At 72.2% G+C, this 25,546-nt stretch carries 22 protein-coding genes; 14 read left to right on the forward strand and 8 right to left on the reverse strand.

What is annotated here, in order from left to right:
- The first annotated feature begins 11 nt into the window (after positions 1–11).
- Complete coding sequence (locus tag ABD999_RS00925) at positions 12–1,448, forward strand: alpha,alpha-trehalose-phosphate synthase (UDP-forming) (protein ID WP_148030305.1); 1,437 nt, start codon at positions 12–14, stop codon at positions 1,446–1,448.
- Here the strand turns inward: ABD999_RS00925 and ABD999_RS00930 are convergent.
- A complete protein-coding gene (locus ABD999_RS00930) occupies positions 1,378–1,665 on the reverse strand; it encodes a DUF4235 domain-containing protein (protein WP_148030306.1) in 288 nt (95 codons plus the stop codon). The two genes, ABD999_RS00925 and ABD999_RS00930, sit on opposite strands and share 71 nt — an antisense overlap.
- A gap of 108 nt (positions 1,666–1,773) precedes the next feature.
- Between ABD999_RS00930 and valS the strand changes: the two genes are divergently transcribed.
- From valS to ABD999_RS00965, 7 genes are all read left to right on the forward strand, one after another.
- Positions 1,774–4,251: a valine--tRNA ligase gene (gene valS / locus ABD999_RS00935; RefSeq protein ID WP_271275908.1), complete on the forward strand. Its 2,478-nt coding sequence runs from the start codon at positions 1,774–1,776 to the stop codon at positions 4,249–4,251.
- 94 nt (positions 4,252–4,345) lie between these two features.
- Entirely contained in the window at positions 4,346–5,542 is a 1,197-nt protein-coding gene (locus ABD999_RS00940) for an AI-2E family transporter (RefSeq protein ID WP_271275907.1), read from the forward strand.
- An 11-nt stretch (positions 5,543–5,553) separates the two neighbouring features.
- A complete protein-coding gene (locus ABD999_RS00945; protein ID WP_271275906.1) occupies positions 5,554–6,108 on the forward strand; it encodes a PaaI family thioesterase in 555 nt (184 codons plus the stop codon).
- On the forward strand, positions 6,105–6,545 hold the full coding sequence (dut, locus tag ABD999_RS00950; RefSeq protein WP_219543132.1) for a dUTP diphosphatase: 441 nt from the start codon (positions 6,105–6,107) through the stop codon (positions 6,543–6,545). The genes ABD999_RS00945 and dut overlap by 4 nt, the downstream gene beginning before the upstream one ends.
- A 20-nt stretch (positions 6,546–6,565) precedes the next feature.
- Entirely contained in the window at positions 6,566–7,201 is a 636-nt protein-coding gene (locus ABD999_RS00955) for a DUF3710 domain-containing protein (protein ID WP_271275905.1), read from the forward strand.
- 29 nt (positions 7,202–7,230) lie between these two features.
- Complete coding sequence (locus tag ABD999_RS00960; RefSeq protein ID WP_271275904.1) at positions 7,231–7,617, forward strand: OB-fold nucleic acid binding domain-containing protein; 387 nt, start codon at positions 7,231–7,233, stop codon at positions 7,615–7,617.
- 4 nt (positions 7,618–7,621) lie between these two features.
- Positions 7,622–8,287, forward strand: coding sequence for a DUF3159 domain-containing protein (locus tag ABD999_RS00965; RefSeq protein ID WP_148030312.1), 666 nt, complete (start codon positions 7,622–7,624; stop codon positions 8,285–8,287).
- 55 nt (positions 8,288–8,342) lie between these two features.
- Here ABD999_RS00965 and ABD999_RS00970 read toward each other — a convergent pair whose 3' ends face one another.
- Positions 8,343–9,002: a potassium channel family protein gene (locus ABD999_RS00970; RefSeq protein WP_219543133.1), complete on the reverse strand. Its 660-nt coding sequence runs from the start codon at positions 9,000–9,002 to the stop codon at positions 8,343–8,345.
- Entirely contained in the window at positions 9,002–9,667 is a 666-nt protein-coding gene (locus ABD999_RS00975) for a potassium channel family protein (RefSeq protein WP_271275903.1), read from the reverse strand. Before ABD999_RS00975 ends, ABD999_RS00970 begins: the two co-directional genes overlap by 1 nt.
- Before the next feature lie 103 nt (positions 9,668–9,770).
- Between ABD999_RS00975 and ABD999_RS00980 the strand changes: the two genes are divergently transcribed.
- A complete protein-coding gene (locus ABD999_RS00980) occupies positions 9,771–11,813 on the forward strand; it encodes an APC family permease (RefSeq protein ID WP_271275902.1) in 2,043 nt (680 codons plus the stop codon).
- Here the strand turns inward: ABD999_RS00980 and ABD999_RS00985 are convergent.
- Positions 11,800–13,428 carry an alpha/beta hydrolase gene (locus tag ABD999_RS00985; RefSeq protein WP_271275901.1) on the reverse strand — a complete coding sequence of 543 codons (1,629 nt, stop codon included), beginning with the start codon at positions 13,426–13,428 and terminating at the stop codon, positions 11,800–11,802. The genes ABD999_RS00980 and ABD999_RS00985 overlap by 14 nt on opposite strands.
- Positions 13,429–13,487: 59 nt before the next feature.
- Between ABD999_RS00985 and ABD999_RS00990 the strand changes: the two genes are divergently transcribed.
- Complete coding sequence (locus tag ABD999_RS00990) at positions 13,488–14,747, forward strand: class I SAM-dependent RNA methyltransferase (RefSeq protein WP_271275900.1); 1,260 nt, start codon at positions 13,488–13,490, stop codon at positions 14,745–14,747.
- Here the strand turns inward: ABD999_RS00990 and ABD999_RS00995 are convergent.
- The 4 genes from ABD999_RS00995 to ABD999_RS01010 form a co-directional block, all read right to left on the reverse strand.
- The gene (locus ABD999_RS00995) at positions 14,744–15,343 is read right to left on the reverse strand and encodes a response regulator transcription factor (protein ID WP_219543137.1); all 600 of its coding nucleotides are present in this window, start codon (positions 15,341–15,343) and stop codon (positions 14,744–14,746) included. The genes ABD999_RS00990 and ABD999_RS00995 overlap by 4 nt on opposite strands.
- The gene (locus tag ABD999_RS01000; protein ID WP_271275899.1) at positions 15,340–16,428 is read right to left on the reverse strand and encodes a sensor histidine kinase; all 1,089 of its coding nucleotides are present in this window, start codon (positions 16,426–16,428) and stop codon (positions 15,340–15,342) included. The genes ABD999_RS00995 and ABD999_RS01000 overlap by 4 nt, the downstream gene beginning before the upstream one ends.
- Positions 16,425–17,561 (reverse strand): sensor histidine kinase, encoded by a 1,137-nt coding sequence (locus tag ABD999_RS01005; RefSeq protein ID WP_271275898.1) that lies wholly within the window; start codon positions 17,559–17,561, stop codon positions 16,425–16,427. Before ABD999_RS01005 ends, ABD999_RS01000 begins: the two co-directional genes overlap by 4 nt.
- Positions 17,562–17,636: 75 nt before the next feature.
- The gene (locus tag ABD999_RS01010; protein ID WP_345482511.1) at positions 17,637–18,854 is read right to left on the reverse strand and encodes a glycoside hydrolase family 18 protein; all 1,218 of its coding nucleotides are present in this window, start codon (positions 18,852–18,854) and stop codon (positions 17,637–17,639) included.
- Between the two features lie 119 nt (positions 18,855–18,973).
- On the opposite strand from ABD999_RS01010, the gene ABD999_RS01015 reads away from it, so the two are divergent.
- The 4 genes from ABD999_RS01015 to ABD999_RS01030 all read left to right on the forward strand — a co-directional run bounded on the left by ABD999_RS01015 (position 18,974) and on the right by ABD999_RS01030 (position 25,539).
- Positions 18,974–19,888, forward strand: a complete 915-nt coding sequence (locus tag ABD999_RS01015; protein WP_345482512.1) for an LLM class F420-dependent oxidoreductase — start codon at positions 18,974–18,976, stop codon at positions 19,886–19,888.
- Between the two features lie 42 nt (positions 19,889–19,930).
- Positions 19,931–21,571, forward strand: coding sequence for a 3' terminal RNA ribose 2'-O-methyltransferase Hen1 (locus ABD999_RS01020; RefSeq protein ID WP_345482513.1), 1,641 nt, complete (start codon positions 19,931–19,933; stop codon positions 21,569–21,571).
- A complete protein-coding gene (locus tag ABD999_RS01025) occupies positions 21,555–24,026 on the forward strand; it encodes a polynucleotide kinase-phosphatase (RefSeq protein ID WP_345482514.1) in 2,472 nt (823 codons plus the stop codon). Before ABD999_RS01020 ends, ABD999_RS01025 begins: the two co-directional genes overlap by 17 nt.
- Before the next feature lie 112 nt (positions 24,027–24,138).
- Positions 24,139–25,539, forward strand: a complete 1,401-nt coding sequence (locus ABD999_RS01030; protein WP_345482515.1) for a sugar porter family MFS transporter — start codon at positions 24,139–24,141, stop codon at positions 25,537–25,539.
- Positions 25,540–25,546 lie beyond the last annotated feature (7 nt).

Consider the following 25,546-nt stretch of genomic DNA (forward strand, 5'->3'; position numbering starts at 1 on the left):
GGAGGAATTGGGTGGTTGGCCGTAGTTCGTTTCTGATCGTCGCGAACCGGTTGCCCGTCGACCGGGTCGTCGAGCAAGACGGAACGGCCTCGTGGCGCCGGAGCCCTGGTGGTCTCGTCACCGCCATCGCGCCGGTCATGCAGCGTCGCCACGGCGCCTGGCTGGGCTGGCCCGGGGCGCCGGACGAGGAGCTGGAGCCGTTCGAGCAGGACGGGATGAACCTCATCTCGATCCCGCTGACGGCCGAGGAGATCGAGCTCTACTACGAGGGTTTCTCCAACGCGACGCTCTGGCCGCTCTACCACGACGTGGTGGCGCCGCCGGTGTTCGAGCGGTCGATGTGGGAGGCGTACCGGGCGGTCAACGAGCGCTTCGCCCGCGCGGCGGCCGCGCACGCCGAGCAAGGCGCGGTCGTGTGGGTGCAGGACTACCAGCTGCAGCTCGTGCCCGCCATGCTGCGCGAGCTCAGGCCCGACCTGCGCATCGGCTTCTTCCTGCACATCCCGTTCCCGCCCGTCGAGCTGTTCTGGCAGCTGCCGTGGCGGCGCGAGCTGGTCCAGGGTCTGCTCGGCGCCGACCTGGTCGGATTCCAGCTGCCCGGCGGGGCCGCGAACTTCCGCCGGTTGTGCCGCAGGCTGCTCGGCGTCCCGTACAAGGGCAGTGAGATCTTCCTGGAGGACCGGATCGTCCGCACGCAGGCGTTCCCGATCAGCGTGGACTTCGGCGAGCTGGACGAGATGGTGCGCCGGCCGGAGGTGGTCTCGCGCGCCAAGGAGATCAGGATGGAGCTGGGCGACCCCGAGCACGTGCTGCTCGGCGTGGACCGGCTCGACTACACCAAGGGCATCGGGCAGCGCCTGGAGGCGTTCGGCGAGCTGCTCAAGGACGGCCGGATCACCCCCGGCGAGGCGGTGTTCGTGCAGATCGCCACGCCCAGCCGGGAGCGGGTGGAGGAATACAGGCGCCTGCGCGACGACATCGAGCTGCAGGTGGGGCGGATCAACGGCGAGACCTCGGAGTTCGGCAGCCAGCCGATCCAGTACTTCCACCAGTCATACCCGAAGGACGAGCTGGCCGCGCTCTATCTGGCGGCCGACGTCATGGTGGTCACGCCGCTGCGCGACGGGATGAACCTGGTCGCCAAGGAGTACGTCGCCTGCCACCACGACCTGAACGGCGCGCTGGTGCTCAGCGAGTTCGCCGGGGCGGCCGACGAGCTGCGCCAGGCGTTCCTGGTCAACCCGTACGACGTGGAGGACCTCAAGCGCCAGATGCTCGCCGCCATGCGGGCCACGCCGCACGAGCTGGCCCGGCGGATGCGTACGATGCGCCGCCGGGTCGCCACCTACGACGTGGACCGCTGGGCCAGCGAGTTTCTCAGCTCTCTGGAGTCACCGTCCGCTTCAGAGCCCGCCATGAGTCGTAGCGCTTCTTGGCCGTCCGGTTGACCACGATCTGCGCGACGGACATGCCGACGCCCATCACGACGGCGTAGCCGATCGCCTCACCCATGCTGACCTCGGGGGAGTCTGGGTCGATAGGCGGCTCCTTGCCGGTCGCCTTCACCCAGGCGAACCCGAGCAGCTTCCTGGCGGCCCAGGCTGTCACCAGCCCCACCAGGCCCCCGACGACTCGCCAGGCGATGTCGGGCTTGTCATCCGCCATGCGATCTCTCCTTCCCCTTTGTAACGAACCCTAGTCTGTGCCGCTTCGAGGCCCCGGCAAGCCGTACCATAAGGAGGCATGACTCAGCAGCGACTACGCCATGCGTCCATGCCCGAGAAACCCTCTCTCGACGGCCTGGAGCAGGTATGGGTAGCCCGCTGGGAAGAGCAGGGCACCTACCGGTTCGACCGGTCGAGGCCGCGCGAGCAGGTCTACTCGATCGACACGCCGCCGCCCACCGTCTCCGGCTCCCTGCACGTCGGTCACGTCTTCTCCTTCACCCACACCGACATCATGGCCCGCTACCAGCGCATGATCGGCAAGTCGGTGTTCTACCCGATCGGCTGGGACGACAACGGCCTGCCCACCGAGCGCCGCGTCCAGAACGTCTACGGCGTGCGCTGCGATCCGTCGTTGCCGTACGACCCCGACTTCGTGCCACCGGAGAAGCCCGGCAAACGTGAGGTCTCCATTTCCCGGCGCAACTTCGTGGAGCTCTGCCACAAGCTGACGGAGATCGACGAGCGGGCGTTCGAGGAGGTGTGGCGGCGGGTCGGCCTTTCGGTCGACTGGTCGCTGCTCTACACCACGATCAGCGACGAGTCGCGCCGGGTGTCGCAGCGGGCGTTCCTGCGCAACCTGCGGCGCGGCGAGGCCTACCTCGCCGAGGCGCCGACGCTGTGGGACGTCACCTTCCGCACCGCCGTCGCCCAGGCCGAGCTGGAGGACCGCGAGTGGCCCGGCGCCTTCCACAAGATCTCGTTCTACGGCGAGAAGGGGCCGGTCTGGATCGAGACGACCCGGCCTGAGCTGATCCCGGCCTGCGTGGCGCTGGTCGCCCACCCCGACGACGAGCGCTACCGGTCGCTGGTCGGCACGTCCGTGCTCACCCCGCTGTTCGGCGCCGAGGTGCCGGTGCTGGCCCACCACCTGGCCGAGCCCGACAAGGGCACCGGCATCGCGATGATCTGCACGTTCGGCGACGTCACCGACGTGACCTGGTGGCGCGAGCTCGACCTGCCGACCCGCCCGGTCATCGGCTGGGACGGCCGGCTGCTGCCCGAGCCGCCCGAGGGCGTCGAGACCGACCCCTACAAGGAGCTGGCCGGCAAGACCGTCCACAGCGCCCGCGAGCGGATCGTGGAGCTGCTGCGCGAGTCCGGCGATCTGGAGGGCGACCCGCGGCCGGTGCGGCGGCCGGTCAAGTTCTACGAGCGCGGCGACAAGCCGCTCGAGATCGTCACCACCCGCCAGTGGTACATCCGCAACGGCGGGCGCGACGAGGCGCTGCGCGAGCGGCTGCTGGAGCGGGGTCGCGAGCTGGCCTGGCACCCTCCGCACATGCGGGCCCGCTACGACAACTGGGTGGGCGGCCTGGCCGGTGACTGGCTGATCTCCCGTCAGCGGTTCTTCGGCGTGCCGTTCCCCGTCTGGTATCCACTCGACCAGGACGGGCAGCCGGTCTACGACGAGCCGATCCTGCCGCCGGAGGAGGCGCTGCCGGTCGACCCGTCGTCCGACGCCCCGCCCGGCTACGCCGAGGAGCTGCGGGGCATGCCCGGCGGCTTCATGGCCGACCCCGACGTCATGGACACCTGGGCGACCTCGTCGCTCACGCCGCAGATCGCCGGGCGCTGGGAGACCGACGACGACCTGTTCCGCCGGGTGTTCCCGGCCGACCTGCGCCCGCAGTCCCACGAGATCATCCGCACCTGGCTGTTCGCCACCGTCGTCAGGTCCCACCTGGAGTTCGGCGGCCTGCCCTGGAGCGACGTGGCCATCTCCGGGTGGATCCTCGACCCCGACCGCAAGAAGATGTCCAAGTCCAAGGGCAACGTGGTCACCCCGATGGACCTGCTGGAGCAGCACGGCTCCGACGCGGTCCGCTACTGGGCGGCCAACGGGCGCTACGGCGTCGACACGGCCTTCGACGCCGGACAGCTCAAGATCGGGCGCCGGCTGGCCATCAAGATCCTCAACGCGTCGAAGTTCGTGCTCGGGCTCGGCGAGGGCGGCGGCGAGGTCACCGAGCCGGTCGACCTGTCGATGCTCGCGGCGCTGTCCGGCGCGGTGCGCGAGGCCACCGAGGCCTTCGGCGGCTACGACCACACGCGGGCGCTGGAGGTCGCCGAGCGGTTCTTCTGGACCTTCTGCGACGACTACCTGGAGCTGGTCAAGGCCAGGGCGTACGGGAGCGACGCGGCGGCGGCGTCGGCCCACGAGGCGCTGCGCCGCGCGCTCGACGTGCAGCTGCGGCTGTTCGCGCCGTTCCTGCCGTTCGTCACCGAAGAGGTGTGGTCCTGGTGGCGCGAGGGCTCGGTGCACGGCGCCGCCTGGCCGGAGCCCGGGGCCGTCGCGGGCGACCCTGCGGTGCTGGAGGCCGCCTCCGAGGTGCTCCGCCAGGTTCGCAAGGCCAAGTCCGAGGCCAAGCAGTCGATGCGGGCGGAGGTGTCCAGGCTCACGGTGACCTCGCCCAGGGCCGGGCTGGTCCGGCTCGCCCAGGACGACCTGTGCGGCGCCGGGCACGTCGAGGAGTTCGTGCTGGAGCACGGCGAGGAGACCTCGATCGAGGTGGAGCTGGGCTGACGCGGGAGTTTCCCCGCGGGCGGGGTCGCCGCGGGAGGAATACGGGGCGGTCGAGAGGCGCGCGTCCAGGGCTCGGACGTGCCAGTCTTGGAGTGTGCTGAGCGACCGCCCCACCAAACTCGTGCCGCCCGTGCTGGCCAAGATGGCGGCCTGGAGCCTGTGCCTGATCCTCACCGGCGTGGTCGTCTTCTACTTCGTCCAGGTCATCGCCCGGCTCAGCTTCGTGGTGCTGCCCGTGGCCATCGCCCTGCTGCTGACCGCGCTGCTCTACCCGATGACCAGGAGCCTGCGCCAGGCGGGCATGCGGCCCATCTACGCCACCTGGCTCACCATGATCGCGGCCCTGGCGGTCCTGGCCGGCACCGGCTGGCTCGTCGGGGCCCGCGCCACCGACGAGTTCCCCAACCTGGTCAAGCAGGTCCAGGCCACGGTGGGCGACGTGCAGGAATGGCTCGTGACCGGGCCGCTCCACCTGCAGCAGACGCAGATCACCCAGTACTTCAACGAGGTGGTCGCCCTCATCGAGGCCCAGCGCACGGCCATCACCGGCACGGTGCTGACCGCCGGGGCCGTGGCCGTCGAGGTGCTCGCCTCCATCGTGCTGCTGCTGTTCGTCACGTTCTTCCTGCTCAAGGACGGCGACCGGATCTGGGGCTGGTTCCTCAAGGGCTTCGGGCGGATGTCGCCGCGGGTCGACAGGGCGGGCCGGGCCGCGTGGAGCACGCTCTCCCACTACGTGCAGGGCAGCGTGCTCGTCGCGGCCGTGCACGGCGTGGTCATGGGCATCGTGCTGGCCGGCATGGGGGTGCCGCTCTGGGCGCCGCTGGCCGTGCTGATCTTCCTGGCCAGCTTCATCCCGATCGTCGGCATCTTCTTCGCCGGCACCGTCGCCACCCTGGTCACGCTCGGCGCCAAGGGCATCGTGTACGCGCTGATCTTCGTCGGCATCCTGGTGGTCGAGCAGCAGCTGGAGAACCACGTGCTGCAGCCCCTCATCGTGGGGCGGGCGCTGAAGTTCCACCCGCTGGCGATCATCCTGGCGCTGTCGGTGGGCGGCATCCTGGCGGGCATCGCCGGGGCCGTGGTGGCCGTGCCGGTGGCCGCGGTCATCTACCGGGCGCTCCCCGAGCTGATGACCGACCTGCCGGCGCTTCCACCACCCTCCATGGTGGCGGTCGCCCCGCCGGTCGCCGCCGGCCCGGAGCTGCCCGGCGGCCCGGCCGGCTCCCAAGGGCCCGCCGACGACGGGAAATCCGGTGCGGCGGGACGATCCGGTGCTGACAGCGAGTAATCTCATCACCCGTGACCCGCTCCACCCTGACCACCCCGCCACCCGGCGCCGAGCCCCCGAAGACGCACCCTGACGGGCCGTCCGCGGGCGGCCCGCTCGGCTCCCACTTCAGCCGCTGCTTCGGCTGCGGCGACGACCACCCCACCGGTCTTCACATCGCCGCCGTCACCCCCGACGGCGCGAGCGTCGAGGCCGCGTTCACCGTGGGGGAGTCGCACCAGGGCGCGCCCGGGCTGGCGCACGGCGGCGTGCTCGCCAGCGCCATGGACGAGGTCATCGGAATGTCCATCTGGCTGCTCCGTAAGCCCTATGTCACGGCACGGCTGGAGACCGACTACCTTCTCCCCGTTCCCGTCGGCACGACACTCCACCTGCGCGCCTGGTGCACCGGGATAGCGGGCAGGAAGGCGTACCTTGAGGCTGAGGGGCGCGTGGGCGCCCCGGGCGGCCCGGTCGCCGTCCGGGCGGCGGCGCTGTTCATCGAGGTGGACATGACGCACTTCGCCGAACACGGCGACCTCGCGGCCCTGCAGGCCGAACACCAGGACTACGAGGTGAACCCGTGAGCGAGCCGGAGGTTCTCATCCAGCGGCTCGACCCCGGCCTGCCGCTGCCCTCCTACGCCCATCCCGGCGACGCGGGCGCCGACCTCTACGCCGCCGAGGACGCCGAGCTGCTGCCGGGCGAGCGGGCCGTCATCCGGACCGGCGTGGCGATCGCGCTGCCCGACGGCTACGCCGCGTTCGTGCATCCCCGCTCGGGGCTGGCCGCGCGCCACGGCGTCACGCTGGTGAACGCCCCCGGCACGGTCGACGCCGGCTACCGCGGCGAGATCAAGGTCACCTTGATCAACACCGACGCGAAGGAGCCCTTCAGGCTGCGCCGCGGCGACCGGATGGCCCAGCTCGTCTTCCAGCGGGTGGAGACGGCGGCCTTCCGGGAGGTCGGCGAGCTGCCCGGGTCGGCGCGGGGCACGGGCGGCCACGGTTCCACAGGACGTTGATACAGGGAGAGTGAGACACAGTGTTCCGTCGTCGCCGTCGTGAGCAGCAGGAGCAGGTGGCCGAGGCGACCGCTCAGGCGCCCACCCGCGAGTCCGGCCCGTGGGACGCCGACGAGCCCCACCCCGACACCGAGCGGATCGACCTGGGCGGCCTGCGGCTGCCCCACAACCCGGCCTTCGACGTCCGCCTGGCTTCGGTGGGCGACCAGCACGTCGGCGTCGTCGTGCTGTGGGAGGAGAGCTCGCTGCAGCTCCAGGCGCTGGCCGCGCCCAAGTCGTCCGGGCTGTGGGAGGAGGTCAGAGCCAAGATCAAGAACGCCGCCAAGACGCTGGAGGAGCGCGAGGGGCCGTTCGGGGCCGAGCTGGTGGGCAAGGTGACCGTGGAGGGCTCCGACAGGGCCGCCCGCTATATGGGCGTCGACGGGTCGCGCTGGTTCCTGCTGGCCGTGGTCAACGGCCGGGCGGCGGTCGACGACGAGCTGGCCGCCGCGTTCGTCGACTTCATCAAGGACATCGTGGTGGTGCGCGGCGACGAGCCGATGGCCCGCGAGGAGTCGATCCCGCTGCGCCGTCCGAACGACCAGGCCGCCGCCGAGCAGCCCGAGGTGCGTGAGAACCCCTTCAGGAGAGGGCCGGAGATCAGCGAGATTCGCTGATCAGCCCTCATCACATAGGCTGATTCATCATGAGTACGGCAGAGCCTCCCAAACGTGGGGGATTGCGCGGTCTCCTGAGCCGGCTGACCTCCAGCCAGTCCGAGATCGAGGCCCAGGAGCTGCGCGACGACGCCGACGAGGCCGGCGCCACCCCCATCGCCGCGTGTGGCGGCCGCCGCCGCTTCTGCGTCGCCGGTACGCTACGTACTGTCACCCTGCGCCCGAGAGGCGGGGCGCCCGCGCTCGAAGCCGAGCTCTACGACGGCTCCGACGTGATCGACCTGGTCTGGCTCGGCCGCCGCAAGATCGCCGGCATCGAGCCGGGCCGCCCGGTCAAGGCCGAGGGCCTGGTGAGCATCCAGGACGGACGCAAGGTGATGTTCAATCCGCGATACGAGCTGCGCCCAGGGAGTTGATCAGGTGAGTGCCGAGGCCGAAGAGGCCGCCCACCAGACCGTCGAGGCGGCGGTCCGAGCCCAGCTCGCCAAGGCGTTCGGCGGCGTCCGGGGCATCGCCGAGGCTGCCGTCCCGACGATCGCCTTCACCCTGACCTGGATCATCACCGAAGAGCTCCGCCTGTCGCTGATGATCAGCATCGCGCTGGCGGTGCTGCTCCTGGTCGTCAGGCTGGTGCAGCGGTCGACGCCGCAGTTCGTCATCAACAGCCTGATCGGCATCGCCATCGGCGCGTTCTTCGCCAGCCGTACGGGTGAGGCCAAGGACTACTTCCTGCCCGGCATCCTGTGGAACGGCGCCTACGCGGTCGCGATGCTGGTCTCGATCGTCACCCGGTGGCCGGTCGTCGGATTCCTCATCGGGTCGGTGACCAACGACCCGGTCGGGTGGCGCAAGGACCCGGGCATCGTCAAGCTCTGCACCCGGCTCACCTGGCTGCTCATGCTCCCGTGTGTGGTGCGGGTGGCGGTGCAGCTGCCGGTCTACCTGTTCGGCGGCGGCGACCAGGCGGTGGCGGCGCTGGGCTTCGCGAAGATCGTCATGGGGTGGCCGCTCCAGGTGGCGGCCCTGACGGCGATGGTCTGGGTGCTCGGCCGCGGCCGCACCCCGATCACCCCACCGGCCACCTGACCCCGCCCCGCCGGGACCCCGCGCTCCATGGCGGGGTCCCGCGCCGGGAGACGGGTCAGTGCTGGGAGAGCAGGCGGGCGAGCTCCTGCTCCACCTCCTGGTTGGCCACGAAGAGCAGCTCGTCGCCCGCCTCCAGCGGATCGTCGGCGGTGGGCACCAGCACCCTGCCCTCGCGCAGGATCGCCACCAGCGCCGCGTCGGTCGGCCACGGCACCGAGCCCGCCCGCTGGCCCACCACCGGCGCGTCCTCGGCCAGCGTGAGCTCGACCAGGTTGGCCTGACCCTGGCGGAACGTCATCAGCCGCACCAGGTCGCCGACGCTCACCGCCTCCTCGACCAGCGCGCTCAGCAGACGCGGCGTCGAGACGGCCACGTCGACCCCCCACGACTCGTTGAACAACCACTCGTTGTTGGGGTGGTTGATCCGCGCCACCACGCGCGGCACGCCGTACTCGGTCTTGGCCAGCAGCGACACGACGAGGTTGACCTTGTCGTCGCCGGAGGAGGCGACGACCACATGGCAGTTGTTGAGCCCGGCCTCGTCGAGCGAGGCGATCTCGCACGCGTCGGCGAGCAGCCACTCGGCCCGCGGCACACTGTCGATCTTGATCGCTCTGGGGTTGTTGTCGATGAGCAGCACCTCGTGGCCGTTCTCCAGGAGCTCGGCGGCGATGGAGCGGCCGACGGCCCCCGCTCCGGCGATGGCGACCCGCATCAGTCTTCCTCCTCCGGCGACGCGGCCAGCAGCTTGTTGACCCGGTCCATGTCGCGCTCGGCGGCGATCATGTGGAGGACGTCGCCCTCCTGCACCACCGTCGATCCGGTGATCACCACGGCCTCGCCCATCCGGTTGATGAACGCCGCCCGGGCGCGCGCCCGGTCCTCCAGGTCGACCACGCGGGTGCCGATCCACGCCGGGTTGACGGTCACCTCGGCCAGCACGACCGTGCCGGTCGGGTCGCGCCAGAGCGGCTCGGTGCCCTCCGGCAGGAGGCGGCGCAGGATCTGGTCGGCGGTCCACCGCACGGTGGCCACGGTGGGGATGCCGAGCCGCTGGTAGACCTCGGCCCGGCGCGGGTCGTAGATGCGGGCCACCACGTTGTCGATGCCGAACGTCTCCCGGGCCACCCGGGCGGAGATGATGTTGGAGTTGTCGCCGCTGGAGACGGCCACGTAGGCGGAGGCGGACTCGATGCCGGCCTCGGTGAGCACGTCGCGGTCGAAGCCGATGCCGGTCACCCGGCGGCCGCGGAAACCGGCCCGCAGGCGGCGGAACGCCTGTGGATCGCGGTCGATGATCGCGATCGAGTGGCCGTTGTCCTCGAGGATGTGGGCGAGGGTCGAGCCGACCCGGCCACATCCCATGATCACAATATGCATACTCCCCCGCACTTCGCGGTCATCTGGACGCTCGACACCAGTATGGACCGCGCCGGGCGCGCGCCGTCTGCCTGGATCCGGGAGCGGGCTAACATTCCGTAACGTGGCGAAAGCATCGGATCTCGTCAAACGCCTGCTCGTGGGACGAGCCCTGCGCAGCGGTCAGCTCCACGAGCAGCTCCTGCCGAAGCGCCTCGCGCTGCCGGTCTTCGCCAGCGACGCCCTCTCCTCCGTGGCGTACGCGCCGCAGGAGATCCTCGTCATCCTGTCCCTGGCGGGTGTGGCGTTCTACTCCTACAGCCCGTGGATCGCCATCGCCGTCATCGTCGTCATGATGACAGTGGTGGCGTCGTACCAGCAGAACGTGCACGCCTACCCCAGCGGCGGCGGCGACTACGAGGTGGCCTCCACCAACCTGGGGCAGAACGCCGGGCTCACGGTGGCCGGCGCGCTCATGGTCGACTACGTGCTCACCGTCGCGGTGTCGGTGGCCAACGGCGTCGACTACGTGGGCGCCACGATCCCGTTCGTCGCCCAGCACAAGCCCGGGGTCGCGATCGGCATCGTGATCCTGCTCACACTGGTCAACCTGCGCGGGCTGCGCGAGTCGGGGCTGGCGTTCGCGGTGCCGGTGTACGCGTTCATGTTCGCCGTGCTCGGCATGATCGCGATCGGCTCGTACGAGCTGGTCTTCCTCGGCATCGAGCTGCGCGCCCCCACCGCCGACTTCGGCATCGTGGCCGAGCAGAGCGACCTGACCGCCTTCGCCGCGGCGTTCCTGATCCTGCGCGCCTTCTCCACCGGCTGCGCGGCGCTCACCGGCGTCGAGGCCATCAGCAACGGCGTGCCGGCCTTCCGCAAGCCCAGGAGCCGCAACGCCGCGAAGACGCTGCTCATGATGGGCCTGATCGCGGTCGCCATGTTCGGCGGCATCACCGCGCTCGGCCTGGCGTCCGGCGTCAAGGTGGCGGATCCGTCGGTCGCCGCGACCGACCTGCTGCGGCCCGACGGCACTCCCGTCGGCCCCGGCTACCACCAGCAGCCGATCATCTCGCAGGTGGCCGACGCGGTCTTCGGCGGCGGCTCGGCCCCGTTCTACGTCATCTCGGGCGTGACCGCGCTGGTGTTGTTCCTGGCCGCCAACACCGCCTTCAACGGCTTCCCCGTGCTCGCCTCGATCCTGGCCCAGGACCGCTTCCTGCCGCGCCAGCTCCACACCCGCGGCGACCGGCTGGCCTTCTCCAACGGCATCATCATCCTGGCCCTGGCGGCGTGCCTGCTGCTGTGGGGCTTCCGGGCCGACGTCAGCCGCCTGCTCAACCTCTATATCGTCGGGGTCTTCGTCTCCTTCACGCTCAGCCAGACCGGCATGGTCATCCACTGGACGCGCCGGCTGCGTACCGAGGACGACCTGAAGGCCCGCCACCAGATGCACCGGTCGCGGACGATCAACTTCTTCGGCGCCGTGATGACCGGGCTGGTGCTCGTGGTCGTGCTGGTGACCAAGTTCGCGGTGGGCGCGTGGATCGTGTGCATCGCGATGCCGCTGCTGTTCCTCATGATGAAGGGCATCAGGCGCCACTACGACAACGTCGCGGCCGAGCTGGAGCTCACCGAGGACGTCGACATGACCACGCTGCCCGCCCGCAACCACGCGATCGTGCTGGTGTCCAAGGTGCACAAGCCGACCATGCGGGCGCTCGCCTACGCCCGCGCCACCCGGCCCTCCACGCTGGAGGCGATCACGGTCGGCGTCGAGGGCGAGGACGCGCGCCGCCTGCGGGAGGACTGGGAGCGCCGGGGCATCCAGGTGCCGCTGAAGATGCTCGACTCGCCCTACCGCGAGATCACCCAGCCGATCCTCGACTACGTCAAGTCCGTACGCCGCCGCTCCCCGCGCGACGTGGTGACCGTCTTCATCCCCGAGTACGTGGTCGGCCACTGGTGGGAGCACCTGCTGCACAACCAGAGCGCGTTCCGGCTGAAGGCGCGGCTGCTGTTCAAGCCGGGCGTGATGGTGACCAGCGTGCCGTGGCAGCTCCACTCGTCCACCCGGCTGTCCGGCCGTCCCGAGCCGCTCGCCCCCGGCGGGGTGCGCCGCCCGCTGCAGCGCTCGTCCGGCGAGAAGGACGTCAACCGCCGCTGATGCGGACGCCCAGGCGCGCGGAGTCGGCGGCGGTCCAGCCGGGGGGCGGGGCGACGGCCGCCCACCCGTACACGATGAGCGACCCGTAGCGGTGACCGTAGCCGGGCGGGGTGCCCAGCCCGGCCGTCATGTCGCCCAGCACCTGCCAGAAGGTCACCAGGGGGAACCAGTTCATCTGCGGGTTGATCGCCGGCGCGCGCGGCTCCTCCAGCCAGGCCGGCCGGTCGAAGATGAGCCGGGGTGTCCACCACACCACCGGGTCGGAGGCGTTCTGCAGGTAGACGACCTGCGGGCGCGGCTCGCCCGCCAGGTCGGCGGGCCGCTGCGCGAACCGTACGATCTCGCCCGACCCGTAGACGGGCCGCCAGACCGGGCTGCCGGGGTCCCGCTCCGTCGTGAGCTCGTACCAGATGGGGTTGGCGTACGGTGAGCCGATGAACAGCGCACCGTCCGTACGGGCCACCATGTCGTCCAGCCCGCTGAACGCGCTCTCCATCGAGTAGGAGCCGAGGCTCTCGCCGCCCACCAGGAGCAGCGGCCGGTCGTCCGCGGGCAGCCGCTCCCAGCGCTCCCGGACCGCGTCGAACAGCGTCCGGCCGGCCACCGCCGCCCGGTCCCTGTCGACGAGGAACGACACCCAGCTCGGCAGGTACGAGTACTGCACGGCGACCGTGGCCGTGTCGCCGTTGTACATGTACTCCAGCGCCTCGCAGAGGCCGGGATCGACCCAGCCCGTGCCGGTGGTGCCCAGCACGGCCAGCACCGGCCGCTCGAACGCGCCGGTGCGCTCCAGCTCCCGCACCGCCAGGTCGGCCCGTGCGCGCGGCGTGGGCGCGGACAACAGGCCCACGTACACCCTGATCGGCTGCTCGGCGGGCTTGCCGGAGAACGTCTCCAGCTCGCGCGGGGTCAGCGCGGCGCCGGTGAACGTGCGCCCCTCCTTGCCGAGTTCCTGCCAGCCCACCAGCGACCGCGGACCGCCCGACAGCTCCGGCGAGGCCGGGCGGCGCACGCCCGCCTGCGTGCTCTCGTTGGCCACCGACGAGACGTTGTTCATCGCGGCCACGAACCCGGAGAACAGCACGTCGTTGAAGAACACCGCGATCAGGAAGGCCACCAGGATCCCCCCGATCGCGTGTCCCACGACGTGCGGGACGTAGCGGTCGAGCCACCCGATCAGCTTGCGCCCGCCCAGCCGCACCAGCCGGGCCAGCGCCAGGAACACGCAGAACAGCACGGTGGCCAGCCCGATGATGACCGGCGGATACCAGGGGATCACGGTGTCCATGCCCATGAGCGCCCGCAGGTCGCGCTGCCAGCCGTAGCTGTAGGACAGCGCCGCCACCGTCAGCGCCGCGCACACCCCGAGCATGACCTCCCAGGCCCGCCGCACCCACCGCGCGGGCGGCCGGTAGCGGATCACCGCCCGGCACCCGGCCCCGACGGACGCGCCCACGCCGTAGCCGAGTATGGCCGTGACGGCCCCCATCACCCCCTGGTACTCCCACGTACGCGGCAGCAGCGAGGGCGTCAGCGAGGCGCAGAAGAACAGCGTGGCGAGGAGCGTCCCGGCGAAGCCGAGCCTCCTGCGCACCACCCGCCCCGACTCCGTCACGATCGTCAACCGTAGTCGAGCGGGCCGGGCGGGATCCCTCCGGGCATAGGCTGTCGGGTGTGGAACAGGCATCGCTCGAGCTGACGGTAGGTCCGGTCGCCCACGGCGGCTGGTGCGTGGCACGCCATGAGGGCCGTGTGGTCTTCGTCCGCCACGCGCTGCCAGGGGAGCGGGTCGTGGCCGAGGTCACCGAGGAGACGAGCCGCTTCCTGCGGGCCGACGCGGTGCGCGTCATCGAGGCGTCGCCCGACCGGGTCGTGCCGCCCTGCCCGTACGCCGGCCCCGGCCTGTGCGGCGGCTGCGACTGGCAGCACGCCACCCTGGAGGCGCAGCGCCGGCTCAAGGCCGACGTGGTGGCCGAGCAACTGCGCCGCCTCGCCGGCATCGAGCGCGAGGTCGTCGTCGAGGAGGTGCCCGGCGCCAAGGACGGGCTCGGCTGGCGCACCCGCGTCCAGTTCGCCGCCCTTTCCGACGGCCGGCTCGGCCTGCGCAGGCACCGCTCCCACGAGATCCAGCCGATCGACGCCTGCCTGATCGCCCACCCCGAGGTGGAGGCCGTCGGCGCCGAGTCGCACGACTGGCCGGGCGCCCGCGCGGTCGAGGTGATCGCCTCGTCCGGCGGCGACCGGGCCGTCGTCGTCACCCCGCGCCACCGCCGCCCCGTCGCCGTGCCCGACCTCGACGCGCCCGCCGCCGTCCTGCTCGACGAGGGCAAGGGCCGCACCGCCGCGCGGCGCGGTTCCGGCGTGCTGCACGAGCGGGTGGGCGAGCGCGAGTTCCGGGTCGCGGGCAGCGGTTTCTGGCAGGTCCACCCGGGCGCCGCCGAGACCCTCCTCGACGCCGTCCTCGCCTACGCCGCCCCCGAGCCGGGGGAGTGGGCGCTCGACCTCTACTGCGGCGCCGGCCTGTTCGCGGCCGGCCTGGCCGAGGCGGTCGGCCCCGAGGGCGCCGTGTTCGGCCTGGAGTCGGAGGCCGCCGCCGTGCGCGACGCCCGCGCCAACCTGCGCGACCTGCCCCAGGCCAGGATCGAGCGCGGCCGCGTCGAGGACGCCCTCGACCGCTACCAGATCGAGCGCGCGGACCTCGTGGTCGTCGACCCGCCCCGCGCGGGCCTGGGCCGCGACGTGGTCTCCCGCGTCGCCGCCCTGGAGCCGTCACGCGTCGTGTACGTGTCCTGCGACCCCGCGACACTGGCCCGAGACCTCGCCTGGCTGGCCGAGCGCGGCTATCCGCTGGCCGACCTGCGGGCCTTCGACGCCTTCCCGATGACCCACCACGTGGAGTGCGTCGCCCTCCTGGTCAGAGCCGGACAGCCTTAGAGCCAGCCCATGCGCTGCGCCGTCCTGATCGCCTCCAGCCGGTTCTGCGCGTTCAGCTTGGTCATGGCGCTCGACAGGTAGTTGCGCACCGTGCCCTCGGTCAGGTGCAGCTCGCCCGCGATCCGCGCGATCGGGTGGCCGTCGGCGGCCAGCCGCAGCGCGTCGCGTTCCCGGTCGGTGAGCGGGCTGTCGCCGGCCGCCATCGCGGCGGCGGCCAGCTCGGCGTCGAGATAGCGCCCGCCCGACTGGACCTTGCGGATCGCCATGGCCAGCTCCTCGGCGGAGGCGTCCTTGCCGAGGAACCCGCTCACCCCGGCGGCCATGGCCCTGCGCAGGTAGCCGGGCCGGCCCAGGCTGGTCAGGATCACGATCTTGCACGTGGAGCTGATCCGCTCGGCGGCGCTCAGCCCGTCCATGCCGGGCATCTCGATGTCCAGCACCGCCACGTCCGGCCGGTGCTCCGCGACCGCGTCCACCACCTCGTCGCCCCTGCCCACCTGGGCCACGACCTCGATGCCGTCCTCCAGGTCGAGCAGCGCCGCCAGCGCGCCCCGGATGAGGTGCTCGTCGTCGGCCAGCAGCACGCGCGTGGTCATGCCGGCACCACCACCCTGAGCACGTACGAGCCGCCGGGCGTGGGCGCGGCCGAGAGCGTGCCCCCGGCGCCGCGCACGCGCTGGGCGAGCCCGCCGAGGCCGTTCGGCGCGTGCTCGCCCGGCGGGCCGATGACGCCGTCGTTGGTCATCTCCAGGATCCCCTCCTTGATGGTGATCGTGCAGTGCTCGGCCTTGCTGTGCTTGAGCACGTTGGTGGCGCCCTCGCGGACCACGGTGGCCAGCAGGGTGCGGGTCTCGGGCGACAGCGTGCCGGCGTCGCACTCCACGGTGCAGCGCACGTCGGCCGCCTCCAGCACCGCGCGGACGCTGGCCAGCACCTCGTCGAAGTCGAGCGCCCGGTAGTTCTGCACGGCCGCGCGCACCTCGCGCAGCGACCGCCGGGCGACGTCGCGTACCTCGAACATCTCGCGGGAGGCCGCCTCGGGGTCGGCGCGCAGCAGGTCCTCGGCCCCCGCCGTCCTGGCGGCGATGCCGGTGAGGCTCTGGCCGAGCAGGTCGTTGAGGTCGCGGGCGAAGCGCAGCCGCTCCTCCGACACGGCCAGCAGGGCCCTGGCCTCCTGGCCCTCGTGCGCCTCCCTGGTGATGCTCCACAGCCACAGGTTCACCGGGATGCCGCCGGCGAGCAGGCCGGTGAACAGGACCTGCATGAGCAGCAGCGCCGGCTCGAACGCGCCGAGCACGAGGAAGAGGACGGTCACCGGCACCATGGACGCGGCCGACAGCAGGAGGGTGGTGCGCCCGCGGACCCACGGCGACACCATCGCCGGCCACAGCGCGATCGTCGGCACGGCCGCGAACGGCGTCAGCAGCAGCGCCATCACCCCGCCGGCGGCCAGCAGCCTGGTCGGCCGGGCCGCGCCCCTGACCGCCAGCCGGAAGACCCGCATCCCGAGCACCACGACCGAGACGACGAGCACGGCCCCGGCGGCGGCCAGCGGACCCGGCATGCCGCCGTCCCACGCCGCGTACACCATCATGAGCCCGATCAGGCCCAGCGCGAGGACGAAGTCCGTCGAGTAGACGATGAGCCAGCGGACCTTGTCGAGCTTGGTGGCGCGCCTCATGCCGGCACCCGCGCCCGCAGCACGAACTCCCCGTCGCGCACCGGCCCGGCGGAGAAGGCGCCGCCCGCGGCGGTCATCCGCTCGGCCAGGCCGCGCAGTCCGCTCCCGGCGCCGTTCGGCGTGCCGTTCACGGCGCTGATGTTCGTGCCGTGCACGCCGTCGTTGCGCATCTCCAGCACGCCGTCGGCGAAGGTGATCGAGCAGCGGGAGGCGGAGCTGTGCTTGAGCACGTTCGTGGCGCCCTCGCGCACCACCCAGGCGAGCAGCGCGCGGGCGGCGGGCGGCAGCTCGCCGGTGCCCGCCTCGACGACGCACCGGGTGCCGGCGGCCTCCAGCACGGCGCGCGCCCTGGCCAGCTCCTCGTCCAGGTCCAGCGACCGGTAGCCGTCCACGGCGAGCTGGACCTCCGTCAGTGACTCGCCGGTCAGCCGCCGCACGTCGGCCATCTCGGCCGCGGCCTTGGCGGCGTCCTTGGTCGCGAGCTTGGCGGCCAGCTCGCTCTTGAGCGTGATGACGGACAGGCTGTGGCCGAGCAGGTCGTGCAGGTCGCGGGCGAAGCGCAGCCGCTCCTCGGCGACGGCGAGCCTGGACTTGGCCGCCTGGCTGTCGTGCGCGTCCCTGATCGTCCACCAGAGCCAGCGCCACGACCACATGGCCAGCGGCATCAGCACGGCGCCGGACAGCTGGATCAGCAGCACCGCCTGCCACGGACCGCCGTGCCCCGTCTGCATGACGGTGATGGCCGTGACCAGCGCCGTGCCCATCAGGGCGGTCGCCCAGAACGGCAGGTGGAGCAGGACGACGCTGAGCCAGAGGTACGCCACGACCTCCCAGGTCATGAACGAGCCGTCCCGCGGCATCGGCAGCAGGAGGACCGCCACCACCGCCACCCCGGACACGAGCAGCTTGACCGTGGGCCGGGGCCGGTTGTCGAAGGCGTCCCTGAGGATGAGGGAGAACATGACGAGGACCACGGTCAGGCACGTGATGGAGGCCGCCGCGCCAACCCAGCCGATCATGCTCATCTGGGCCGCGACGGCGATCGTGGCGACGAAGGCGATGCCCATCAGGAGGACCATGCCGTCCATCCAGTAGATGAGGATCTTCTTCGCCGTTTCCGGCCTGGTGGCCACCCTGACTCCCCTAACCGCTCATAGGCCGCGTCCCGCAGCGAAAGCCTATAGTTCCGGCAAGGGTGGCTGTAATGGTCAGCTCCGCAAGGCCCTGGCCACCTCCGGGTCGGGGGCGGCGCCCCTCAGCGACAGCCACGCCAGCCCGTGCCGGGCGGCGAACGCGGCCAGCTTCCGCGCGTCCGTCACACTCAGATCTCCGGGATCGGCCAGCACGCACGTCAACGCCAGCCGAGGCGGCCCGCCACTGATCCCGTCCGAGCCCGCCGCCCGGGCCAGCGCGCCGGCGGCGGCCCTGTCCGCGCCCGTCAGCCCGGACGGCTCGCCGGTGGCGGCTGCTGCCGTGCCGGTCAGCCTGGACGGCTCGCCGGTGGCGGCTTGGGCCGTGGCCGCCGACCGGGGCCGTTCGCCGATGGCGGCTGCGGCCGTGCCCGTCGGCCGGGACGGTTGGCGGGTGGTGGTCTTGTTCGCGACTGTCGGTCCGTACGGGCTCGTGAGCTGGGTCTGGGCGGCTCGTACGGCCTTGGCGAGTCGTAGCAGGCGGCCTTCGGGGGCGTTCTGCGGCGCGATCTCGGCCAGCACGTTCACGGTGGCGAGGCGGGCGCCCGCCTCGCGGGTGAGGCGCAGCATCAGCGCGTCGCGCGCCGACAGCCCGTCGGGGTGGAGCGGCAGCGTGAAGCTGACGCTCAGCCGACGCTCCCGCTGCACGGCCCTGATCGCGCGGGCGCGGCGCAGCACCGTCGCCTGGTCGCCGGGGCGCGGCAGGTCGAAGTCGACGTAGCGGGCGTCGAAGGCGCCGACGGCCCGCCGGTAGGCGGCGGCCAGCGCGCCCGGCCTGGTGCAGGTGGCGGCGGCCTCGCCGGCCGGGCCGCCGAAGACCAGCCCGGCGTCGCCGCCGAGGGCGCGCAGCCCGGCGATCCGGTTGGCCACCGGGTCGTGGCCGAACGCCAGCCGCCCGGCCCACCGCTGCGCGCAGCCGTCGGGCGCGGCCGTCAGGTGGCCGAGCGCGTACCAGCGGGTGCCGGTGCGGCGCGCGTCGGTGGGAAGGTCGAAGCCCGGGTCGGCCGCGGTGTCGACGAACGTCACGAATCCGGACGGCCCCGGCGGGACCGGCGGCGGCGCGGGGGTGGCGCGGGCAGGCGGGGGAGAGGGCCGGGGCGTCGTCTGGTGGAGCGTGGCCCGGGCGGGCAGCAGCGAGAGCGCCGCCCCGGTGGCCACCGCCAGGACGCCCGCGGCCAGGAAAGCGAGCGGACGCGGGAGCGTACCTGCGGGTCTTCTGCGCCGTGAGGCCGACATGAGCCACTCCGAGTGATCACATGACTACGGAACGCGGTCGAGGGTGGACGTTAGCAAGCGTTCGGGGTGGCGCGCGGTCAATCTCCGGATGACGTCCGCTTTGGATCGATAATGGCGTCATGAAGTTGAGGATCTTCACCGAGCCCCAGCAGGGCGCCACCTATGACGAACTGCTCACCGTGGCCAGGACCGCCGAGCGGCTTGGCTTCGACGCGTTCTTCCGGTCTGACCACTATCAGCGCATCGGGGACGGCGACCCGGGCCCCGGCTCGACCGACGCCTGGATCACGCTGGCGGGGCTGGCCCGCGAGACCTCCACGATCAGGCTGGGCACCCTGGTGACGCCGACCACGTTCCGGCTCCCCGGGCCGCTGGCGATCAGCGTGGCCCAGGTCGACCAGATGAGCGGCGGCCGGGTCGAGCTGGGGCTGGGCACCGGCTGGTATGACGGCGAGCACGCCGCGTACGGCATCCCGTTCCCGCCCACGGCCGAGCGGTTCGGCCGTTTCGAGGAGCAGTTGGAGATCATCAAGGGGCTGTGGGCGGCGGAGAAGTCGTACTCCCACGACGGCACCTACTACCGGGTCGTCGACTCGCCCGCGCTGCCCAAGCCGGCGCAGCGGCCGGGTCCGCCGATCATCGTCGGCGGCTTCGGCGCCAAGCGCACCCCGCGCCTGGCCGCGACGTACGCCGACGAGTACAACGTGCCCTTCCACACCGTGGAGGAGACCGCGACCGCGTTCGAGCGGGTGCGCCGGGCGGCCCAGGAGACGGGCAGGGACGTCCTGATGTCGGCGGCGCAGACCGTGTGCGTGGGCCGTGACCAGGCAGAGCTGGAACGCCGGGCCGCTGCCATCGGCACGCCGCTGGACGAACTAGGCGAAGGAGGGCTGGCCGGGACCCCGGCCGAGGTGCTGGAGAAGATCGGCGCGTTCGGCTCGCTCGGCGCCGAGCGGATCTACCTGCAGGTCATGGATCTGGGGGATCTGGAGCACCTGGAGCTCATCGCCGCCGAGGTGCTGCCGCACGTGTAACTCGATGGCGGCGTTTCGCCGGGCTGGTGCACACTTGTCCGCGTGCTCCTGACGATCTCCACGACGGCGCGGCCCGCCACCGACCTCGGCTTCCTGCTGCACAAGCATCCCGACCGGGTGCAGCGGTTCGGTCAGTCGTTCGGCGAGGCGACCGTGTTCTATCCGGAGGCGGGGGAGGAGCGGTGCACCGCCGCGCTGCTGCTCGACGTCGACTCGGTCACGCTGGCCAGGTCGCGGGGCAAGAACGCGCCGGACTTCAGCCTGGCCCAGTACGTCAACGACCGGCCCTACGCCGCGTCCTCGCTGCTGGCGGTGGCGCTGGCCGACGTGTTCCGCACCGCGCGGGCCGGGCGCTGCCATGCCCGGCCCGAGCTGGCGGCGGCGCCGCTGCCGCTGGAGATCCGGCTGCCGGCGCTGCCCTGCAGGGGCGGCCCCGAACTGGCCGAGCGGCTCTTCGCGCCGCTCGGCTGGCGGGTGAGCGCCCGGCCGGTGCCGCTCGACGAGGGCTTCCCCGAGTGGGGGGACTCGCGGTACGTGCGGCTGGAGCTGTCCGGCACGGTGCGGCTGGCCGACGCGCTCAACCACCTGTACGTGCTGCTTCCGGTGCTCGACGACGGCAAGCACTACTGGATCGCGTCCGACGAGATCGACAAGCTGGTCCGGGCCGGAGAGGGCTGGCTGTACGGGCATCCGGAGCGGGCCCTGATCACCCGCCGCTACCTGGGACGGCGCTGGGCGCTGGCCCGCACCGCGCTGGCCCGGCTCGCCGAGCTGGGCGACGAGCCCGAGGAGCGGCTGGCGCCCGCGCTCGCCGAGGAGGCGCCGGAGGGCGAGACGGCCGCCGACGAGGCCGCCGCCGCCGAGGCCGAGGCGCGCGGCGCGACCGGAGGCGACGCCCCTGACGCTGGTGCGGAGGTGCGCGGTGGGGCCGGAGGCGACGACCCCGGCGCTGGTGCGGAGGTGCGTGGCGCGGCGGGAGAGGACGCCCCTGACGCTGGTGCGGAGGTGCGTGGCGCGGCCGGAGAGGACGCCCCTGATGCGGCGGGCGCCGGTGCTGAAGTGCCTGAGGGGAAGCGGGTGCCGTTGCACACGCGGCGGCGGGCCGCCGTGCTGGAGGTGCTGGAGGAGCTCGGGGCGACCAGTGTCATCGACCTCGGGTGCGGCCAGGGCGAGCTGGTCGGCGCGCTGCTGGCCAGGCCGCGCTTCGCCCGCGTGGCGGGGATGGACGTCTCGGCGACGGCGCTGACCATCGCCGCGCGCAAGCTCAGGCTGGAGCGCATGCCCGACAGCAAGCGCGCCAGGCTCACCCTCTTCCAGGGCGCGCTCACGTACACCGACGGGCGCCTGGCCGGTTACGACGCCGCCGTGCTCATGGAAGTGGTCGAGCACGTCGACCCGCCCCGCCTGGCCGCGCTCGAACAGGTCGTGTTCGGCCACGCCAAGCCCGGCCACGTCGTCGTCACCACGCCCAACGTCGAGTACAACCCGCGCTACCCCTTCCTCACCGGCCTGCGCCACCCCGACCACCGCTTCGAATGGACCCGCGCCGAGTTCGCCGCCTGGACCGCGAGAGTGGGCGAGCGCTACGGCTACCGTGCCGAGCTGCGGCCGGTCGGCGAGGAGGACCCGGAGCTCGGCCCGCCCACCCAGATGGGAGTGTTCACCCGTGATCAGCGTTCCTGAGCTCTCCCTGGTGGTGCTCGTCGGCGTCTCCGGCAGCGGCAAGTCCACCTTCGCCGCCCGCCACTTCAGGCCGACGCAGGTCATCTCGTCCGACTTCTGCCGCGGCCTCGTCTCCGACGACGAGAACGACCAGAGCGCCACCCCGGACGCGTTCGACCTGCTGCACCACATCGTCGGCGTGCGCCTGTCGCGCGGGCTGCTCACCGTCGTGGACGCCACCAACGTGCAGTACGCCGCCCGCAAGAGCCTCGTCGACCTGGCCAGGCGGCACGACGTGCTGTGCGACGCGATCGTGCTGGACGTGCCGGAGGAGGTGGCGGTCGCGCGCAACGCGGCCAGGCCCGACCGCGACTTCGGCGCGCGGGTCGTCATCCGCCAGCGCAAGGAGCTGCGCCGCTCGCTGGGCAGGATCTCCCGCGACGGGTTCAGGAAGGTGCACGTCCTGCGGGGCGTGGAGCAGATCGAGAGCGCCGCGGTCTCGTACGAGAAGGCCTGGACCGACCGGCGCGAGCTGACCGGCCCGTTCGACGTGATCGGCGACGTGCACGGCTGCCGGGCGGAGCTGGAGGCGCTGCTGGAGAAGCTCGGCTGGCGGCACGGCCCCCAGGGCGTGAGCCATCCCGAGGGCCGCACCGCCGTGTTCGTCGGCGACCTGGTCGACCGCGGGCCCGACACGCCGGGCGTGCTCCGCCTGGTCATGGACATGGTCGAGGCCGGCACCGCGATCTGCGTGGCCGGCAACCACGAGGCCAAGCTGGCCCGCGCGCTGGGCGGACGCAAGGTCACGCTCGCGCACGGCCTGCGCGAGTCGCTCGACCAGCTCGCCGCCGAGCCGCCGGAGTTCGCCGACCGGGCGCGGGCCTTCATGGACGGGCTGATCAGCCACTACGTGCTCGACGGCGGGCGGCTGGTGGTGGCGCACGCCGGGCTCAAGGAGGCGTACCACGGGCGGGCCTCCGGCCGCGTGCGGGCCTTCGCGCTGTACGGCGACACCACCGGCGAGACCGACGAGTACGGCCTGCCGGTCCGCTACCCGTGGGCGCGGGAGTACCGGGGCACGGCCATGGTCGTCTACGGCCACACGCCGACCGTGCGGCCCGAGTGGGTCAACAACACGATCTGCCTCGACACCGGCTGCGTCTTCGGCGGCAGCCTGACCGCGCTGCGCTACCCGGAGCGGGAGCTGGTCCAGGTGCCCGCCCAGCAGGTCTGGTACGAGCCGGTCAAGCCGCTCGCCGCCCCCGAGCGCGACCCGGACCTGCTCGCCGTCGACGACGTCCGCGGCACCCGTCACGTCGAGACCAGGTTCGGCGGCCGGGTCAAGGTGAACGAGGAGAACGCCGCCGCGGCGCTGGAGGTGATGAGCCGGTTCGCGGTGGACCCGCGCTGGCTGGTCTACCTGCCGCCGACCATGGCGCCGCCCGAGACGTCCGCGCTCGACGGCTACCTGGAGCACCCGCACGAGGCGTTCGAGGAGTTCGCCGCCGCCGGGGTGGCGGAGGTCGTGTGCGAGGAGAAGCACATGGGCTCGCGCGCCGTGGCCGTGCTCGCCAGGACACCGGAGGCGGCCGCCGAGCGGTTCGGCGTCACCGACGGCAGCTCCGGCGCCGTCTACACCCGCACCGGCCGGCCGTTCTTCGCCGACACCGGGCCGCTGGTGGAACGGCTGCGCGCGGCCTGCGAACCGCTGTGGGACGCGCTCGGCTCGGACTGGGTCGCGCTCGACTGCGAGCTGCTGCCCTGGTCCGCCAAGGCCGGTGAGCTGATCAGGCGCCAGTACGCCTCGGTCGGCGCCGCCGCCCGCGCCGCGCTGCCCGACGCCGTCGCCGCGCTGGAGGCGGCGGCCGGGCGCGGGCTGGACGTGGCCGGGCTGCTCGACCGCACCCGCCGCCGCGCGGGCAACGCCGCGCTGTTCCGCGACGCGTACGCGCGCTACTGCTGGCCGGTCGACGGCCTGGAGGGGGTACGGGTCGCGCCCTTCCAGATCCTGGCGTGCCAGGGGAGGGCCACGGCGCTGGAGCCGCACGCCTGGCACCTGGAGACGCTGGCCACGCTCACCGCGCCGATCATCGCCCCGACCCGGCACGTGTTCGTCACGCTCGGCTCGGCCGGATCCAGGGCCGCGGCCGTCGCCTGGTGGGAGTCGCTGACCGCCGCCGGCGGCGAGGGCATGGTGGTCAAGCCGGCCGCGCACGTGGCGGGGCGGGTGCAGCCGGGCGTCAAGGTCAGGGGCCGCGAGTACCTGCGGATCATCTACGGCCCCGACTACACCGAGTCGCTGGACGTGCTGCGCAGGCGTTTCCTCGGCAAGAAGCGCTCGCTCGCGCTGCGCGAACACGCGCTCGGCCTGGAGGCGCTGGCGCGGCTGGCGGACGGCGAGCCGGGCTGGCGGGTGCACGAGCCGGTGTTCGCCGTGCTCGCCCTGGAGTCGGAGCCCGTGGACCCGAGGCTGTGACCTCGGCGGGGAGGCGGCGCCGGGACAGATCGGGTTTTCCGAAGAAAGAACAATCAAGGCGCTAGAAAAGGCGATCGCGGGTAGTTGCCTCCCCATCCAGGGGAGGGCTCGCATGGTAAGCCGGCACACCGGTCAGGAGAAACTCGGGCGCGTCATCTTCATCGCCGCTTCGGCGGCCGTCGGGGGCTTCCTGTTCGGGTACGACAGCTCGGTCATCAACGGCGCCGTCGTGGGCATCCAGAACCACTTCCAGGTGGGCAGCGTCGAGATCGGCTTCGTGGTCGCCGTCGCGCTGCTCGGCTCCGTCGTCGGCGCCTGGTTCGGCGGCGGGTTCGCCGACCGGTGGGGGCGCACCAGGACCATGCAGATCGCGGCGATCGTCTTCGCCGTGAGCTCCATCGGCCAGATGCTGCCGTTCGCCGTCTGGGACCTGACGATGTGGCGCGCCCTGGCGGGGGTCGGGATCGGGATGGCGTCGGTGCTCGGCCCCGCCTACATCGCCGAGGTGGCCCCGCCCGCCTACCGCGGCAGGCTGGGATCGTTCCAGCAGCTCGCCATCGTGCTCGGCATCGCCATGTCGCAGCTGGTGAACTACGTGATCGCCCGGCTCGCGGGCGGCGACGTGAACAACCATCTGTGGGGCCTGCAGGCGTGGCAGTGGATGCTCGGCGCCTGTGTCGTGCCCGCGCTGGCCTACCTGTGGCTCGCCTCCGTCATCCCCGAGTCGCCGCGCTACCTCGTCATGGCGGGGGAGCCCCGGCGGGCCAAGGAGGTGCTGGCCCAGGTCGAGGGCGACGAAGGCGACCTGGACGAGCGCGTACGGGAGATCCAGCACGTGCTCAGGACCGAGCACCGGCCGACGATCAAGGACCTGCGCGGCCGGGCGCTGGGCCTGCTGCCGATCGTCTGGATCGGCATCATCCTGTCGGTCTTCCAGCAGTTCGTCGGCATCAACGTGATCTTCTACTACTCGTCGGTGCTGTGGCAGTCGGTGGGCATCAATCAGGCCGACTCGCTGCTGATCAGCTTTTCCAGCTCGATCATCAACATCGTCGGCACGTTCATCGCCATCGCCCTGGTGGACAGGATCGGCCGCAAGCCGCTGCTGCTCCTGGGCTCGGCCGGCATGGCCGTCTCGCTGGCCACCGCCGCCTGGGCGTTCAGCTTCGCCCGGCCGATCGAGGGCACGATGGCGCTGCCCAACCCGCAGGGCGCGATCGCGCTGATCGCGGCGAACCTGTTCGTGCTGTTCTTCGCCCTGTCCTGGGGTGTCGTGGTCTGGGTGCTGCTGGGTGAGATGTTCCCCAACCGCATCCGCGCCGCCGCGCTGGGCGTGGCCGCCGCCGCCCAGTGGCTCGCCAACTGGGTGATCACCGTCACGTTCCCGGCGATGTCGGAGTGGAACCTGTCGCTCACGTACGCGATGTACGCGGCCTTCGCCGTGCTGTCGTTCCTCTTCGTCACCAGGTGGATCAAGGAGACGAAGGGCCGGAGGCTGGAGGAGATGGGCTAGCCGCCGG

Source organism: Nonomuraea ferruginea, assembly GCF_039540635.1.
In the GTDB taxonomy this organism is placed as follows: domain Bacteria; phylum Actinomycetota; class Actinomycetes; order Streptosporangiales; family Streptosporangiaceae; genus Nonomuraea; species Nonomuraea ferruginea.

Excerpts from the sequence above, each read along its gene's own strand:
- ABD999_RS00930 (WP_148030306.1), bottom strand. The coding sequence starts at position 1,665 with ATGGCGGATGACAAGCCCGACATCGCCTGGCGAGTCGTCGGGGGCCTG.
- valS (WP_271275908.1), top strand. The coding sequence starts at position 1,774 with ATGCCCGAGAAACCCTCTCTCGACGGCCTGGAGCAGGTATGGGTAGCC.
- ABD999_RS00960 (WP_271275904.1), top strand. The coding sequence starts at position 7,231 with ATGAGTACGGCAGAGCCTCCCAAACGTGGGGGATTGCGCGGTCTCCTG.
- ABD999_RS00970 (WP_219543133.1), bottom strand. The coding sequence starts at position 9,002 with ATGCGGGTCGCCATCGCCGGAGCGGGGGCCGTCGGCCGCTCCATCGCC.
- ABD999_RS00975 (WP_271275903.1), bottom strand. The coding sequence starts at position 9,667 with ATGCATATTGTGATCATGGGATGTGGCCGGGTCGGCTCGACCCTCGCC.
- ABD999_RS00995 (WP_219543137.1), bottom strand. The coding sequence starts at position 15,343 with ATGACCACGCGCGTGCTGCTGGCCGACGACGAGCACCTCATCCGGGGC.
- ABD999_RS01000 (WP_271275899.1), bottom strand. The coding sequence starts at position 16,428 with ATGAGGCGCGCCACCAAGCTCGACAAGGTCCGCTGGCTCATCGTCTAC.
- ABD999_RS01010 (WP_345482511.1), bottom strand. The coding sequence starts at position 18,854 with ATGTCGGCCTCACGGCGCAGAAGACCCGCAGGTACGCTCCCGCGTCCG.
- ABD999_RS01015 (WP_345482512.1), top strand. The coding sequence starts at position 18,974 with ATGAAGTTGAGGATCTTCACCGAGCCCCAGCAGGGCGCCACCTATGAC.
- ABD999_RS01030 (WP_345482515.1), top strand. The coding sequence starts at position 24,139 with ATGGTAAGCCGGCACACCGGTCAGGAGAAACTCGGGCGCGTCATCTTC.